This is a genomic window from Mycolicibacter heraklionensis, assembly GCF_001021505.1.
Taxonomy (GTDB): Bacteria; Actinomycetota; Actinomycetes; order Mycobacteriales; family Mycobacteriaceae; genus Mycobacterium; species Mycobacterium heraklionense.
This window is the reverse complement of record NZ_LDPO01000011.1, coordinates 117,938-132,422: the sequence shown is the minus strand read 5'-3', so window position 1 is coordinate 132,422 and position 14,485 is coordinate 117,938. Positions and strand designations below refer to the sequence as shown.

Genomic DNA, 14,485 nt, shown 5'->3' with positions numbered 1-14,485 from the left:
CCCCGACTCGGTGGAAAATGGCGACCGATGGCGGGTAACACGGACGGTCAACCTCCGCGCAAGGCGATCCTCGGGCAGCTTCCGCGGATCTATCGCGGCGACGGGTCACCGATCCGGGTGCTGCTGGTCGACGACGAGCCGGCGTTGACCAACCTGGTGACCATGGCCCTGCACTACGAGGGGTGGGTGGTCGACGTCGCCCATAACGGACGTGACGCCGTGGCCAAGTTCCACGGTGGGGCGCCCGATCTGCTGGTTCTCGACATCATGCTGCCCGATATCGACGGGCTGCGGATTCTGCAGCGGGTCCGCGAATCCGACCCCTACACGCCGACACTGTTTCTCACCGCCCGCGACTCGGTGACCGACCGGGTGACCGGACTGACCTCGGGCGCCGACGACTACATGACCAAGCCGTTCAGCCTGGAGGAGTTGGTGGCCCGGCTGCGCGGGCTGCTGCGCCGGTCTAGTCAGCTGACACCACCGGTGAACGAGGTCCTCACCGTCGGCGACCTGACGTTGGACGGCGCCAGCCGCCAGGTCACCCGCGGCGGCACCGCCATGGCGCTGACCACGACCGAGTTCGAACTGCTGCGTTTCTTGATGCGCAACCAGGGGCGGGCGTTGAGCCGCGCGGAGATCTTGGACCGGGTCTGGAATTACGACTTCGCCGGCCGCACCAGCATCGTCGACCTCTACATCTCCTACCTGCGTAAGAAGGTCGACGCCGATCGGGCGCCGATGATCCACACCGTGCGCGGAGTGGGATACATGTGCAAGCCACCCGAATGACCGCCGCCCCCAAGCCGCCTCGATGGCGTCCGCGCGGTTTACGCCGCCAGTTGGTGCTGGGAGTGTCGGCCGTCGTGACCGTGGTGTTCGTGGCGGTGGGCGCGGTGTCGGTTCTGAGCCTGCGCACCTACGTCACCGCCACGATCGACGCCGATCTCTACGAGTCGCTCAATGCCTTCAGCCACTACTTCGCCGACTATCGCCACGTCGACAACGTGGTGGGGCCCGACGGCCAGTCGAACATCGGCACGGCCATGCTCGGTTTCAGCGATCAGACCCCGGGCAACGTGCTGGCGGTGCTGCGCGACGGCGTGGTGATCGGAGCGGTGGTGTTCACCAAGCGTGACCCGTATCCCGCGCCCGCCGACGTGGTGGCCACCATCGCCGAGGGGCACTGGACCAGTGGTCCGCCGCAGACGGTGGAGTTGGGCAGCCTGGGCTCCTATCGGGTGAACACCCGCGCGGTCGACGACGACGACCTGTTGTTCATCGGCGGATCGATGCACCTGGCAAATCGCACTGTCGATCGCCGAATGGCCGCTGCCTCAGCGCTTTACACGTTGGCACTGCTGGTCACCGCGGGCCTGACCATCACTGTGGTCAGCTACGCGTTGCGGCCACTGCGTCGCGTCGCGGCGACCGCCGCCTCGGTGGCCGCGATGCCGCTGGCCGAGGGTGACGAGCGGATCACCATCCGGGTGGCCTCCGACGATGTCGACCCGGGCAATGAGGTGGGAATCGTCGCCGGAGCCCTGAATCGGTTGCTGGACAACGTCGACAGCGCCCTTGCCTACCGCAGTGATGCCGACCGGCGGATGCGACAGTTCATCACCGATGCCAGCCACGAACTGCGTACGCCGCTCGCGGCGATCCAGGGTTACGCCGAACTGACGCGGCAGGACAGCGCGGCCCTGCCGCCGACCACCGAGTATGCGCTGGCCCGCATCGAGTCCGAGGCGCAGCGGATGGCGTCGCTGGTGGAGGAGCTGTTATTGCTGTCGCGGCTCGGAGAAGGCCAGGACCTGCAGCTCGAAGATGTCGACCTGGCTGAGCTGGTGCTCGACGCGGTCAACGACGCGGCCGCCGCGGCACCGAGCCACCACTGGATCAAAGACCTGCCCGACGCGCCGGTATGGGTTCGCGGCGACCGCGCGCGCCTGCACCAGGTCGTCACCAACCTGTTGAAGAACGCCTGGGTGCACACACCGCCCGGGGTGACGATCACGACGGCCATCACCGCGGACCACGGCGGAGTGGGTGGGCCCGCCGCGGAGTTGACGGTGGCCAACGACGGTCCGGGTATCGACGCCGACCTGGTACCGCACCTGTTCGAGCGGTTCGTCCGGGCGGACAAGGCCCGCTCCGGCGAATTGGGCAGCACCGGGCTGGGGTTGGCGATCGTCGCCTCGATCGTCGGCGCGCACCGCGGCTCGGTGGGTGTGGAGTCGACCGAAGGGTGGACGGTGTTCCGGGTTCGACTGCCGCTGGCGGATCCGGCGCTAGGCGGACCGGACTCCTGACCTCGGTCGCCGCGACCGGTGCGGCAAGGCCCGCCGCTGCGACCAGCTGAGATCGAAGTCGACGACCAGCGCGGCCGGAACCGCCAGCGCCACCGGGGTGAACATCTGCGAGCCCTGATCGCCGGGGATGCCGGTGAGGACCCGTCCGCCGTAGCCGTCTTCGGTGCCGGGCACCGTGACGCGCACCCGCGCCGACACCGCACCCGGTCGCGGCCGCAGGTAGAAGACGCTGCCCGGTTCCACCGGGCCGGTCAACTCGTTCCCGTCGGCGTCCAGCAGCGCCGCACCCTCGGCACTCAGCGCGGCGGAGTCGGCGACCGACAGCCGCAGCGGCCCCACCAGACCGTCGACCATGGTGGCCGCCGACACGTCCACTGCCGGTGCCGTGGTGCGCGCCCCTGCCGCACCGGCCAGCAGATACCGGTAGAGGGCCACGATGCGGTCGGCATTGCGATAGGTGCTGGTGCCGTTGAGCCAGAAGTCGACGTCGCCGAGGGTGGCCGCCGTCCCGGGTCCGCCTACCGACAGGCGGTAATACCGGTGGCCGCCGACGGTGGCACCCACTCCCAGTGCCTTGCGGTGGGCTCCGGCGGCACCGACGGCCAGCCGCGACGACGGCACCTCCCGCCAGGTACGGCCGTCGTCGGATTTGTGCAGGGTCACCGTCACCGGCTCCGAGGCGACCAGTTCCAGGGTGTAGCCGCCCAACTCGAGGGCCTCTTCGAACTCGACCGTCACCCCTTCGGGGTCGCGCAGCACCCGGACCGGCTCGGTGCGGGCACGGGTGTCCAGCTCCAAGCCGTTGGTCAGCCGCCAGATCGCGGCTTGGGTGGCGGCGATCGCCTCGTGTTCGCTGATGTTGCCGCGGCCCAGCCGGTATCCGGCGTCCCGCAGCCGACGGCTCAACTCGACGGTGGTCAGCCGCGGGACCGAGTTGCGCAGGATCCAGTCGACCTGAACTTCGCGAGGGTCACGGGTGGCGGCGCGCAGGTGCGGAACCGCCGACCAGGTGTCGATCCGGTACGCCGACGGACGAGTGGGCGCGATGCCGTGGAAGTCCAGCGAATACGCCGCGATGCCGGGGTTCAGGCGAATCAGGTCGGTGCGTGCGCTGGTGCCGTCGGTGAACACGATCCGGTCGACGGTGTGCGAATACGTGCCGCCGTGGTAGCGGGTCATCCGGTCGATGTCGACGGCCGGACGGGGACGGACCCTGCGGCGAACGGTCACCGCGGGCCCGGTGTCGAGAAGAGGAAAAGCGGAGGTTGAAACGGTCATGCCGAGTCGACTTTCTGGTCTGAAGCGCGCACGGCAGCACCTCGCCGAGATAGGGGCGGGCTGCGACGCTAAGGAATCAGGGCGTCAGAGAATCAACAACAACAACACGCGGCAAGGCGGCACAAAGCGTGCGGCTGTGGCAGCGTGATGTTCGACATAGACATACCCTACGACATGTACCGCAGCGGCGCGAACTGCGAGGGATTCAATTCGCCCTGAGCGCAACTGGTGGGCAAACCCGAACGATAGTCCATGATTGGCGCCGTCACTCATCAGGAGGAAAGCAATGACGTCCGCTCAGAACGAATCTCAGGCGCTCGGGGACCTCGCCGCACGGCAACTCGCCAATGCGACCAAGACTGTCCCGCAGCTGGCCACCATCACGCCACGCTGGCTGCTGCACCTGCTGAACTGGGTCCCGGTCGAAGCCGGTATCTACCGGGTCAACCGGGTGGTCAACCCCGGCCAGGTCGCCATTGCAGCCGAGCAGGGCGCCGGTTCGGAGGAACCGCTGCCGCAGACGTACGTCGACTACGAGACCAGCCCGCGGGAGTACACCCTGCGCTCGATCTCCACGCTGCTCGATGTGCACACCCGGGTCTCCGACCTGTACTCCAGCCCGCACGACCAGGTCGCACAGCAGCTGCGACTCACCATCGAGACCATCAAGGAACGCCAGGAGTTCGAGCTGGTCAACAACCCGGAGTACGGCCTGTTGGCGCAGGTCACGCCGGAGCAGACCATCTCCACCCTGACCGGCCCGCCCACCCCCGACGACCTGGACTCGCTGATCACCAAGGTGTGGAAAACCCCCGGGTTCTTCCTGACCCACCCGCTGGGTGTGGCCGCCTTCGGCCGCGAAGCCACCCGCCGCGGGGTGCCGCCGGTGGTGGTGAACCTGTTCGGCGCGCAGTTCATCACCTGGCGCGGTATCCCGATCGTGCCCAGCGACAAGGTTCCGGTGGAGGACTCCAAGACGAAGTTCCTGCTGGTGCGCACCGGCGAGGAGCGTCAGGGCGTCGTCGGGTTGTTCCAACCCGGCCTGGTCGGCGAGCAGGCGCCGGGGCTGTCGGTCCGGTTCACCGGCATCAACCGGTCGGCGATCGCGTCCTACCTGGTCACGCTGTACAACTCGCTGGCCGTGCTCACCGACGATGCGCTCGCTGTGCTCGACGACGTCGCGGTGGACCATTTCCATGAGTACAAGTGACCCGGGGCCGGTAAACCTACCGGTCAGCGCCGCTGAGCTGCAGGTTTTGGCCAACCAGCTGTACGCCGCCCAGCCCGGTCCGGACTCGCCGCCGCAGACCACGGCGGTGGCGCCGCGGGGCGGGGTTCCCGACCCGTCCGGCCTGCTGCCGCCGGGGGTGGCCGACCTGTCGGCGTTCGCGGTGCCCAGCGGCATCGTGCCGACCGTGCCCGGGGTGTTGGCCGGCTCCCCGCCCGGGGCGTCCGTCCCGGTCGCTCCGCGTGGGTCGGCGCCCGGCTGGCCGGGGGGCGCCCCCGCAGTTCCGCAGCTGGATTGGCAGGACACCCCGGCACCGGCCGCCGGCGGAGACGAGGCGAACTACTACTTCTTGTCTCCTCGGGCGCCGGCCGCCGAACCGGCTCCTACGGTGCCGGACTCGCACGAGGTCTTCGATGTCAACGCCGTGCGCGCTGACTTCCCGATCCTGCGCGAGACCGTCAACGGCAAGCCGTTGATCTGGTTCGACAACGCCGCCACCACGCAGAAGCCGCAGGTTGTGATCGACCGGCTGTCGTACTTCTACGCCCACGAGAACTCCAACATCCACCGGGCCGCACACGAACTCGCGGCCCGCGCCACCGACGCCTACGAAGACTCCCGCGACACCGTGCGGCGCTTCCTGGGTGCGCCGCGCAGCGAGGACATCGTCTTCGTGCGCGGCACCACCGAAGCGATCAACCTGGTCGCTTACGCCTGGGGCGGCAAGCATCTGCGACCCGGTGATGAGATCGTCATCACCCATCTGGAGCACCACGCGAATATCGTTCCGTGGCAATTGGTCTCGAAGAAGACCGGGGCGATTCTCAAGGTGGCTCCGGTGGACGACGCGGGCAACCTGCTGCTGGGCGAATTCGAGGACCTGCTGGGTCCGCGGACCAAACTGGTTGCCGCCACACATGTCTCCAACGCGCTGGGCACCGTCACCCCGGTGCACGACATCGTCGAACTCGGGCACCGCTACGGCGCTCGGGTGCTGATCGACGGAGCGCAGTCGGTCCCGCACATTCCCATCGACGTGCAGTCGCTGGGCGCGGACTTCTTCGCGTTCTCCGGGCACAAGATCTTCGGCCCCACCGGGATCGGGGTACTGTACGGGACCGCCGAGGCGCTGGCCGAGACGCCGCCGTGGCAGGGTGGAGGCAACATGATCGCCGACGTGACCCTGGAACGCTCGCTGTATCAAGAACCGCCCAACAAATTCGAGGCGGGCACCGGCAACATCGCCGACGCGGTCGGCCTGGGCGAAGCCCTGCGCTACGTGGAGCGCGTGGGCATCGAACGCATCGCCGCCTACGAGCACGCCCTGTTGGAGTACGCCACACCACGCCTGGCCGACATCCCCGGGGTGCGGCTCGTCGGCACCGCCGACGAGAAGGCCAGCGTGTTGTCGTTCGTGCTGGCCGGCCACGACCCGGCGGAAGTGGGCAAGGCGCTCAACGCCGAGGGCATCGCGGTGCGCGCCGGTCACCACTGCGCGCAGCCGATCCTGCGCCGCTACGGTCTGGAGGCCACCGTGCGACCGTCGTTCGCGTTCTACAACACCTTCGAGGAGATCGACGTGTTTATCAGGGCTGTACGGCGTATCGCCGAAGGGAGCGCATAGCACCTATGGCGGCCTTGGTAGGAAAGGGCAATTGATGGGCAGGATCTACGACAACGTCACCGAGCTGATCGGCCATACCCCACTGGTGCGGCTCAACCGGCTGACCGAAGGCCTGGACGCCCAGGTGGCGGCCAAACTCGAGTTCTACAACCCGGCCAACAGCGTCAAGGACCGTATCGGCGTCGCGATCATCGACGCCGCCGAGAAGGCCGGCCAACTGCGCCCCGGGGGCACCATCGTGGAGGCCACCAGCGGCAACACCGGCATCGCTTTGGCGATGGTCGGCGCCGCACGCGGCTACAAGGTGATTCTGACCATGCCGGACACCATGTCCACCGAGCGCCGGGTGATGCTGCGTGCCTACGGCGCCGAGATCGTCCTGACGCCCGGCTCCGAGGGCATGGCCGGCGCGGTCGCACGTGCCAAGCAGATCGTCGCCGACACCCACAACGCTTTGTCCGCAGATCAATTCGCCAACCCGGCCAACCCGGCCATCCACGAACGGACGACCGGCGAAGAGATCTGGAAAGACACCGACGGCGCCGTCGACATCTTCGTCGCCGGGATCGGCACCGGCGGCACCCTGACCGGCGTCTCGCACACCCTGCGGGCCCACAAGCCCTCGGTCCAGATCGTCGGCGTGGAACCCAAGGACTCCGCGATCCTGCACGGCGCCGACCCCGGTCCGCACAAGATTCAGGGCCTGGGCGCCAACTTCGTCCCCGAGGTGCTCGACCGCGACTGCTACGACGAGATCATCGATGCACAGTTCGACGACGCCATCCGGGTGGCTCGCGCGTTGGGTACCGAGGAAGGGATCCTCGGTGGGATCTCGGCCGGTGCCAACGTGTGGGCCGCACTCGAGCTGGCCAAGCGTCCGGAGAACGCCGGGAAGCTGATCGTGGTGGTGGTCCCCGACTTCGGCGAGCGCTACATCTCGACGCCGCTGTTCGAGCATATTCGGGAATGAGCACGCTGGTGAGCGTGTGGACGACGCTGCGCGAGGACCTGCGCAACGCGCGCGAACACGACCCGGCCGCGCGCGGGGACTTCGAGAACGCCCTGGTCTATTCGGGACTGCACGCGATCTGGTCGCATCGAATCGCGCACCGGCTGTGGGCCAGGCCGGCGCTGCGCGGGGTGGCCCGCGTGCTGGCTCAGGCCACCCGGTTCGCCACCGGCATCGAGATCCACCCGGGCGCGACCATCGGGCGGCGGTTCTTCATCGACCACGGCCTGGGTGTGGTGATCGGCGAGACCACCGAGATCGGCGACGACGTCATGGTCTACCACGGTGTCACCCTCGGCGGGCGTTCGCTGAGCCACGGCAAGCGCCACCCGACCATCGGCAACGGTGTCACGGTGGGCGCCGGCGCGAAGGTCCTCGGCCCGATCACGATCGGCGACGGCAGCGCTGTCGGCGCGAACGCCGTTGTCACCCAGGATGTTCCGGCCGACTGCATCGCCACGGGAATCCCGGCCGCGGTGCGTCACCGCACGGAGAAGCAGCGGGAGCCGCTGGTGGACCCGACCACCTACATCGACCCGGCGATGTACATCTGAGCGGTTGGACGCTACGGCTGCAACGCCGGCAAAAGCAGCGCGTCGAGGGCCTCGGTCAGATCGCCGGGAGGCGGCGACAAGACGCAGGTGAACCCGATCCGGGCGGTCCAGTGGGCCAGTGCCGAAGGATCCTGCTTTCGGATGACGCCGGCCTCCATCGCGGCGGCTAGCAGCGGTGCGGCCATCTCGGCGCCCGACTCCAAAATGCCGTCGAGGTTGCGGGTGGTCAGCTTGCCGACCCACTCGGCCTCGTCGCGCAGGATCTTGTCGACCATCGGATGCGCGCGGCACTGCCGGATGGACTCGGCGAGGAACACCGTGATCACCCGGGGCCCGTCGATCCCGGCGACGACCTCCGGAATGCGGTCGATCATCCGGCGGCCGTCACGGGCGATCGCGAGTAGCACGGCGTTGTCGACCGAGCGGACATTGCGATACACGGTGCTGGGCACCACACCCATTTCGCGGGCGATGTCGCTGACCGACGTCTTGGACAGTCCGTAACGGGCCACGCAGACCACGGTGGCGTCCAGCAGCGGGTCAAGCCGCGCCGGCGGCGGCACCGGGAGCCGCTCGGCAAGGCTGGGGAACGGGATGATGGCCGCATTTGCTGTCTGCATAATTGCAATGATCTTGACGGATTAGTTGCATTCATGCAAACGTGAGGAGATGTCGACACCCTCGAAGGCCACTCGACGCGCGCCACTGACGCTCACCGACGTCGATTTCAACCGCCGGGAGCACGAGGACCGGCCGCTGCGCCCGATTCCGCCGGGGCGAGATCTCTTTGCCGACCGGTGGCGACCAAGTCGTGAGTACCTGTTCGGTCCCTGGATCGATATCGACCAAGCGACGGAGCCGGACGATTTCACCAGGCTGCGCGACGACATGTTCTGGCAGGCCGACGAGCGCGTCATCCCGGTCGTCGATCTGTTCGACCGAGCCGGCTCCGCAACGGTCCGGCCGATGTTCGAGCAGGCGCTGACCGGTGGGATCGACACGGTGGCCGACGCCCCTCCCGAGCTCGTCGAGTTCTTGGGCTATGTCACCGAACGGCCGTCATGGCTGGATATCAAGGCCGCCAACCGGGGCCGGCTGCTGGCCTCCACCGCATCGTTCTCGGCGCAACGCCTGGTCATCGGTTGGGCGTTGTTCGAGACGGCGATGACCAGCGACATCTCGGCCGCCACCGGCGCGACCGGCAGGTTCAAGCGCGACTCGGTCCGCCGCTATGCCGAGACGTTGCGGATGTTCGCGCTGGCGATGAAGCCCGACATCTACGACCCGCGCACGGAGGTCTTCCAGACCATCGTCCGCGTGCGGCTCATGCACGCCTTGGCCAGTCGCGGTCTGCGCCGGGCGTGGGGCGATGACCACTATCTTCGATTCGGCGAGCCGATCGCGGCGACGTCACTGCTGGGCTTTGGAAACGGGCCGTTGCTGACTCGACTGGTCGACCACCGACTGGGCCGCCGCCTGTCCGCGCGGGATCTCGACGACATCGCGATGTTCGCCGGCTGGTTCGGCCATCTCATCGGCGCCCCCGAACGCCTGCGCGCCAGGGATGGGGGCGAGATGATTCGCTCGCTGAACTACATCTTCTCGCGCGGCGGTGACCCGTCCGGGTGGCGGGAAGAACTGATGCACACCGTGCGGCAACCGTTGGACGCCGTCGCCGAAACCTACCTGCCATGGTTTCCGGGGCCGGCCCGTTCGCTGCTGTCGACCGCGATCTGCAAAGGCTTCGCGGCAAGTGCCATCGCCCCGCTGGTTCCGGTGTTCGGTCTCGACGAGGTACGCGAGTTCGTCGCGGGGGCACCCGAATTCGACGTGCCTTACCGGGTCCACAGCGAATTGTTCCGGCAGACCGCCGTTCTCAACGCGCGAGCCCTGGGATTGCGCGACCGCCTGCCGGGGGTGCAGCTGGCCCGACGTGTCCTCTACCGCAACGGCCCGCCGGGAACCGACCAGCTGGTCGATGCCATGTCGTCATTCGCCAAGCGCTACCACGACATCGCGATGGCCTATACCCACCACGACGACTCGACGTCGGGGGGCGGATTCGGCCCACCCCGGTTGGCCACGACGTCTCGTCGGTAAGGGAGTCACACCCACCGTCGAGGGACCGCTTCAGGACACCACAGTCAGCGCCGATGAATGCGGTGGCGCAAGGACCTTCACCCCGGCCGCCTCAACCTCGACGGCCGTCAAGGCCAACGCAGTTCCACCGTCGAACGCTGCCAGCCCTGCGGGTCCGAAGAGCGCGACCCCGGACGGGCGGGCCCGTTGATCGTGACGCAGCTGATGTCGAATCCCATCGAACCCGTGCTTCCCGAACGCGGCAGCCCAGCGGCGAGGCAGATCGTAAGGGATCACCGTCACCAATTCAGTGGTTACCCCGTAGCGACCTGCGGCCTGCCGAGTGGTGGCCGCCAGACGCGCCTTCGCATCGGGTGGGGATACGTGGCGCAGTTCTCGGGCCGCCACCCACTCGGTAGACACCGGCCCCAGCCGGCTCGCCTCCCTGATCGCCGCATAGCCGTCAGTGGCGAGATAACAGGTGCCGTAGGGCGGCTCGAGGTCAAACCGCCCAGATCCGTCAGAGGAGAACCACCACGGCTCCAGCCCAACCCGGCAGACCCGAACCAACCGCCGCGGCGGTCCACTGGCCGGAAACCCGGTCAGGTCACCCGGCTCACCCAGCGTCGGTTCCGCACTCACGCGGCCAGCGTTCGTGCAGCAGCACGAGCCACCTCCCGGACCCGCGCGAGATCACCCCGAGCCAAGGCGTCGAGAGGCGGCTCACCGAGCTCGGGGTCCGGGGTACGCAGCCATGCCGCCAGGGTCCACCCATCCACCGATGACTCAGGAAACAGCGACAACACCTCATCGAGCCCGCTGACGAGGCGGCCGCCGTCAAACTGCCACAGCGGATACAGGTGCTCCCCGTCGGAGGTAATGGTCCGCAACAGACGACGTCGCGCAGCCTTGGAAGCAACCGCCTGGCGAGTGATCCCAAGCCGGGCCTGAACTCCATCAGTACGCACAAACGGTCCGACCAGTTCATCCCAAGACGAGGCCTCCGGGGCGGTCGCACGCACCGCGCGCGCCGCGAAGCTCAGGGGGTCGCCCAAAACCACATCAGGGCTGCGGCCGGCGAGCTCGTGCGAGACCACAACGTTGGTGAGCGCGCGCTCAAACTCCTTGGTTGCCTGGCGCACGAACGCCTGGGCGTCCCGCCGCAACGGTGCAGTCATCTCGACGCCCCCTTCCGTCAACACTGTCAACACTACGCACGCGGCGTCAACAGCGTCAACAGCGTCACCCGCAGGCACGTTGCGGCCACTCGGCGACGTGCGCACTCAATGGGTTTTCGACGAAACACATCAGGCGGGGTAAGAAACCCCGCCTGACCTGCACGTATGGAGCCGCCTAGGAGAATCGAACTCCTGACCTATTCATTACGAGTGAATCGCTCTACCGACTGAGCTAAGGCGGCGTGCCCGGGGGTTCGACCGGGACCAGGAGAGTTTACAGGTCGTCTCGCAGGGCCTGCCCGACGGTGGCCACCATGGCGCCGACGGCGAAGCGGGGCTTGACGTTGGCCGCCAGGGCGTCGCGGCACTCGAGCACCGCCTCAATGCACCGCAGCAACCGGTCCGGCGACGCGTGGGCAGCGATCGCCGCCACCGCATCGGTCATGTCCGGATGGCTGGGCCGGGCGACGCCGGCCGAGCCCGTGGCGGCCAGCAGGGCGTCGCGAAAGTAGGTGGCCAGGTCGATCAAGGCCCGGTCCAACGCATCGCGCGAGGCTCGGGTCTGGCGAGACTTCTGCCGACGCTCCAGGTCCTTGATCACCCCGGCGGTGCCGCGCAGTGTCGCGGCGGTGCCCTTACCGGTGCCGCCCGCCCCCAGCGCGGTGCGCAGTTCCTCGGTCTCGACCTCGGCGCGCTCGGCAGTCAGATCGCGGGCCTCGGACTCCGCTGCGGCCACCAACTCATCGACCGCGGTGAACGCCCGCGACGGGGTCGCCGCGTCGCGGGCCAGTGACAGCGCCCGCTGGCGACGCTGCCGGGCCTCGGCATCGGTGGCCAGCCGCCGGGCCCGTCCCACGTGGCCACCGCTGACCGCGGCCGCCCAGTCCGCCGTCTCACGGTCGAGCCCGTCGGTCTCGACCAGCACCTGGGCGATAGCCGCCGGCGGGGGCGTCACCAGTGCCACGTGCCGGCACCGGGACCGCAGCGTGATCGCGATGTCCTCGGGGTCCACCGAGGGGGCGCACAGCAGGAACACCGTCGAGGGCGGCGGCTCCTCCACGACCTTCAGCAGGGCGTTGCCCGCGCCCTCGGTGAGCCGGTCGGCGTCCTCGACCACCACGATCTGCCAGCGTCCGGTGCCCGGCCGCCGGGACGCGGCCTGCACGATGGCCCGCATCTCGTCGACGCCGATCGACAGTCCCTCCGGCACCACGCGTCGCACGTCGGCGTGCGTGCCGGCCATCGTCGTGGTGCAGGCTCGGCATCGACCACAGCCGGGACCGCCCTCGGACTCCTCGGCGGTGCACTGCAGCGCCGCGGCGAAACACACCGCCGCGATCGACCGGCCCGATCCGGGCGGGCCGGTGATCAACCAGGCGTGTGACATACCACCGGCGGTCATGCCGCTGTGCGCTGAATCACGCCGGGACGCCCGCGCGGCAGCCAGCAGCTCGGCTTCGACCGTCTGCTGGCCCACCAATCGTGCGAAAACCCCGGACATCATCGGTCACAGTAGTGGCTTGCCCGGACATTTGGACTCGGGCTTTGTCGTCTCGCCGGATACGGTGTGCTGGTGAGCACCACGACCCTGGTCGGGCGGATCAACCGATTCGTCCGCTGGGTCGTGCGCACGCCCTGGCCGGTTTTCACGCTGAGCATGCTGCAGGCCGACATCATCGGCTCGCTGTTCGTGTTCGGTTTCCTACGGTTCGGTCTGCCCGAGGAAGACCGCATCAATCTGCAGGACCTGCCGCGCCTGAACCTGGCACTGTTCGCCGGCGTGCTGCTGTGCCTGTTCGCCTTCGGCTTTTCGGTCAGCACCGCATTGCTGATGCCGGTATTCCGCTGGCAACGCCGGGAGGCGCTGCTCGCCGATGTGGAGAACCCGGAGTCCGACCCCGCCGATACCGAGCTGGCCCGGTCCCGGGCGCTGCGGATGCCGTTCTACCGCTCGCTGATCAGCATCTGCTACTGGACGGTGGGCGGGGTGGTGTTCGTCATCATCAGCTGGCAGGTGGTGCACGACGTGGTGCCGGTGGTGGTCACCGCCACCGCCCTGGGTGCGGCCGCCACCGCGATCATCGGCTACCTGCAGTCCGAGCGGGTGCTGCGCCCGGTGGCCGTCGCGGCCCTGCGGGACGGCGCCCCGGAAAAGCTGCGGGCGCCCGGAGTGATCCTCCGCCAGCTGCTGACCTGGCTACTGTCGACCGGGGTGCCGGTGCTGGCGATCGTGCTGTCGGTGTTGGCCGGCAAGGCGTCGTTGCTCAACGCCTCCCCGGACAAGCTGTTCACCCCGATCCTGCTGATGGCGCTGGCCGCGCTGGTGATCGGCCTGGCCGGCACCGTCCTGGTGTCGATGTCGATCGCCGACCCGCTGCGCCAGTTGCGCTGGGCGCTGGGCGAGGTGCAGCGGGGCAACTACAACGCGCACATGCAGATCTATGACGCCAGTGAGCTCGGCCTGCTGCAAGCCGGATTCAACGACATGGTGCGTGACCTGGCCGAGCGGCAGCGGCTGCGCGACCTGTTCGGCCGCTACGTCGGCGAGGACGTGGCCCGGCGCGCCTTGGAGCGTGGCACCGAGCTGGGCGGCCAGGAGCGCGACGTGGCGGTGCTCTTCATCGACTTGGTGGGTTCCACCCAGCTGGCCGCGACCCGGCCCCCCAGCGAGGTCGTCAACCTGCTCAACGAGTTCTTCCGGGTCGTGGTGGAGGCCGTCGGACGCCACGGCGGTTTCGTCAACAAATTCCAGGGTGACGCGGCGCTGGCGATCTTCGGTGCGCCCATCGAGCACCCGGACGCCTCGAGTGCGGCCTTGGCGGCGGCCCGCGAACTGCACGACGGCCTGCTTCCGGTGCTCGGTTCGGAGGAGTTCGGCATCGGGGTGTCGGCCGGGCGGGCAATCGCCGGCCACATCGGCGCCCGCGCCCGTTTCGAGTACACCGTGATCGGCGACCCGGTCAACGAGGCCGCCCGGCTGACCGAGCTGGCCAAGTTGGAGGACGGCCACGTGCTGGCTTCGGCGGTAGCGGTCAGCGGCGCGGTCGACGCCGAGGCGCTGTGCTGGGAGGTCGGCGAGATCGTCGAACTGCGCGGACGCACCGCACCTACTCAGCTGGCGCGGCCGCTGCATCTCGCGGCGCTGGAAGCGATCCCGGCCGAGAACGACGCGAACGAAAACGAGAACGACGTAAACGCCGAGCCCGCGGCCGCAGCCGACTGA

At 68.5% G+C, this 14,485-nt stretch carries 13 protein-coding genes and 1 tRNA gene; 8 read left to right on the top strand and 6 right to left on the bottom strand.

From position 1 onward, the window contains the following. The first annotated feature begins 27 nt into the window (after positions 1-27). Entirely contained in the window at positions 28-792 is a 765-nt protein-coding gene (locus ABW16_RS14360) for a response regulator transcription factor (RefSeq protein WP_047319845.1), read from the top strand. Continuing rightward, entirely contained in the window at positions 789-2,312 is a 1,524-nt protein-coding gene (locus ABW16_RS14355) for a sensor histidine kinase (protein WP_047319891.1), read from the top strand. Before ABW16_RS14360 ends, ABW16_RS14355 begins: the two co-directional genes overlap by 4 nt. Here ABW16_RS14355 and ABW16_RS14350 read toward each other — a convergent pair. Next, the gene (locus ABW16_RS14350) at positions 2,292-3,590 is read right to left on the bottom strand and encodes a TQXA domain-containing protein (RefSeq protein ID WP_047319844.1); all 1,299 of its coding nucleotides are present in this window, start codon (positions 3,588-3,590) and stop codon (positions 2,292-2,294) included. The genes ABW16_RS14355 and ABW16_RS14350 overlap by 21 nt on opposite strands. A 286-nt stretch (positions 3,591-3,876) precedes the next feature. Between ABW16_RS14350 and ABW16_RS14345 the strand changes: the two genes are divergently transcribed. The 4 genes from ABW16_RS14345 to epsC are packed head-to-tail and all read left to right on the top strand — an operon-like array spanning position 3,877 to position 8,005. Further along, positions 3,877-4,800, top strand: a complete 924-nt coding sequence (locus ABW16_RS14345; RefSeq protein WP_047319843.1) for a family 2A encapsulin nanocompartment shell protein — start codon at positions 3,877-3,879, stop codon at positions 4,798-4,800. Then, positions 4,787-6,442, top strand: a complete 1,656-nt coding sequence (locus ABW16_RS14340; RefSeq protein WP_047319842.1) for a family 2A encapsulin nanocompartment cargo protein cysteine desulfurase — start codon at positions 4,787-4,789, stop codon at positions 6,440-6,442. Before ABW16_RS14345 ends, ABW16_RS14340 begins: the two co-directional genes overlap by 14 nt. A 34-nt stretch (positions 6,443-6,476) precedes the next feature. Further along, a complete protein-coding gene (cysK, locus tag ABW16_RS14335; protein ID WP_047319841.1) occupies positions 6,477-7,412 on the top strand; it encodes a cysteine synthase A in 936 nt (311 codons plus the stop codon). Next, positions 7,409-8,005, top strand: a complete 597-nt coding sequence (gene epsC / locus ABW16_RS14330; RefSeq protein ID WP_412178209.1) for a serine O-acetyltransferase EpsC — start codon at positions 7,409-7,411, stop codon at positions 8,003-8,005. The genes cysK and epsC overlap by 4 nt, the downstream gene beginning before the upstream one ends. An 11-nt stretch (positions 8,006-8,016) precedes the next feature. Here the strand turns inward: epsC and ABW16_RS23925 are convergent, their stop codons facing one another. Beyond that, positions 8,017-8,625 carry a TetR/AcrR family transcriptional regulator gene (locus tag ABW16_RS23925; RefSeq protein WP_052956919.1) on the bottom strand — a complete coding sequence of 203 codons (609 nt, stop codon included), beginning with the start codon at positions 8,623-8,625 and terminating at the stop codon, positions 8,017-8,019. 49 nt (positions 8,626-8,674) lie between these two features. Here ABW16_RS23925 and ABW16_RS14320 point away from each other — a divergent pair, with 49 nt between their 5' ends. Next, entirely contained in the window at positions 8,675-10,105 is a 1,431-nt protein-coding gene (locus ABW16_RS14320; protein WP_047319840.1) for an oxygenase MpaB family protein, read from the top strand. A 30-nt stretch (positions 10,106-10,135) separates the two neighbouring features. On the opposite strand, the gene ABW16_RS14315 is transcribed toward ABW16_RS14320, so the two are convergent. The 4 genes from ABW16_RS14315 to ABW16_RS14300 all read right to left on the bottom strand — a co-directional run bounded on the left by ABW16_RS14315 (position 10,136) and on the right by ABW16_RS14300 (position 12,763). Beyond that, on the bottom strand, positions 10,136-10,726 hold the full coding sequence (locus ABW16_RS14315) for an RES domain-containing protein (protein WP_052956918.1): 591 nt from the start codon (positions 10,724-10,726) through the stop codon (positions 10,136-10,138). Next, positions 10,723-11,262 carry a hypothetical protein gene (locus ABW16_RS23920; RefSeq protein WP_131721505.1) on the bottom strand — a complete coding sequence of 180 codons (540 nt, stop codon included), beginning with the start codon at positions 11,260-11,262 and terminating at the stop codon, positions 10,723-10,725. The genes ABW16_RS14315 and ABW16_RS23920 overlap by 4 nt, the downstream gene beginning before the upstream one ends. A gap of 166 nt (positions 11,263-11,428) precedes the next feature. After that, positions 11,429-11,504, bottom strand: a tRNA-Thr gene (locus ABW16_RS14305). Between the two features lie 32 nt (positions 11,505-11,536). Beyond that, positions 11,537-12,763: a DNA polymerase III subunit delta' gene (locus ABW16_RS14300; RefSeq protein WP_200900667.1), complete on the bottom strand. Its 1,227-nt coding sequence runs from the start codon at positions 12,761-12,763 to the stop codon at positions 11,537-11,539. A 69-nt stretch (positions 12,764-12,832) separates the two neighbouring features. Here ABW16_RS14300 and ABW16_RS14295 point away from each other — a divergent pair, with 69 nt between their 5' ends. Continuing rightward, the gene (locus ABW16_RS14295) at positions 12,833-14,485 is read left to right on the top strand and encodes an adenylate/guanylate cyclase domain-containing protein (RefSeq protein WP_047319886.1); all 1,653 of its coding nucleotides are present in this window, start codon (positions 12,833-12,835) and stop codon (positions 14,483-14,485) included.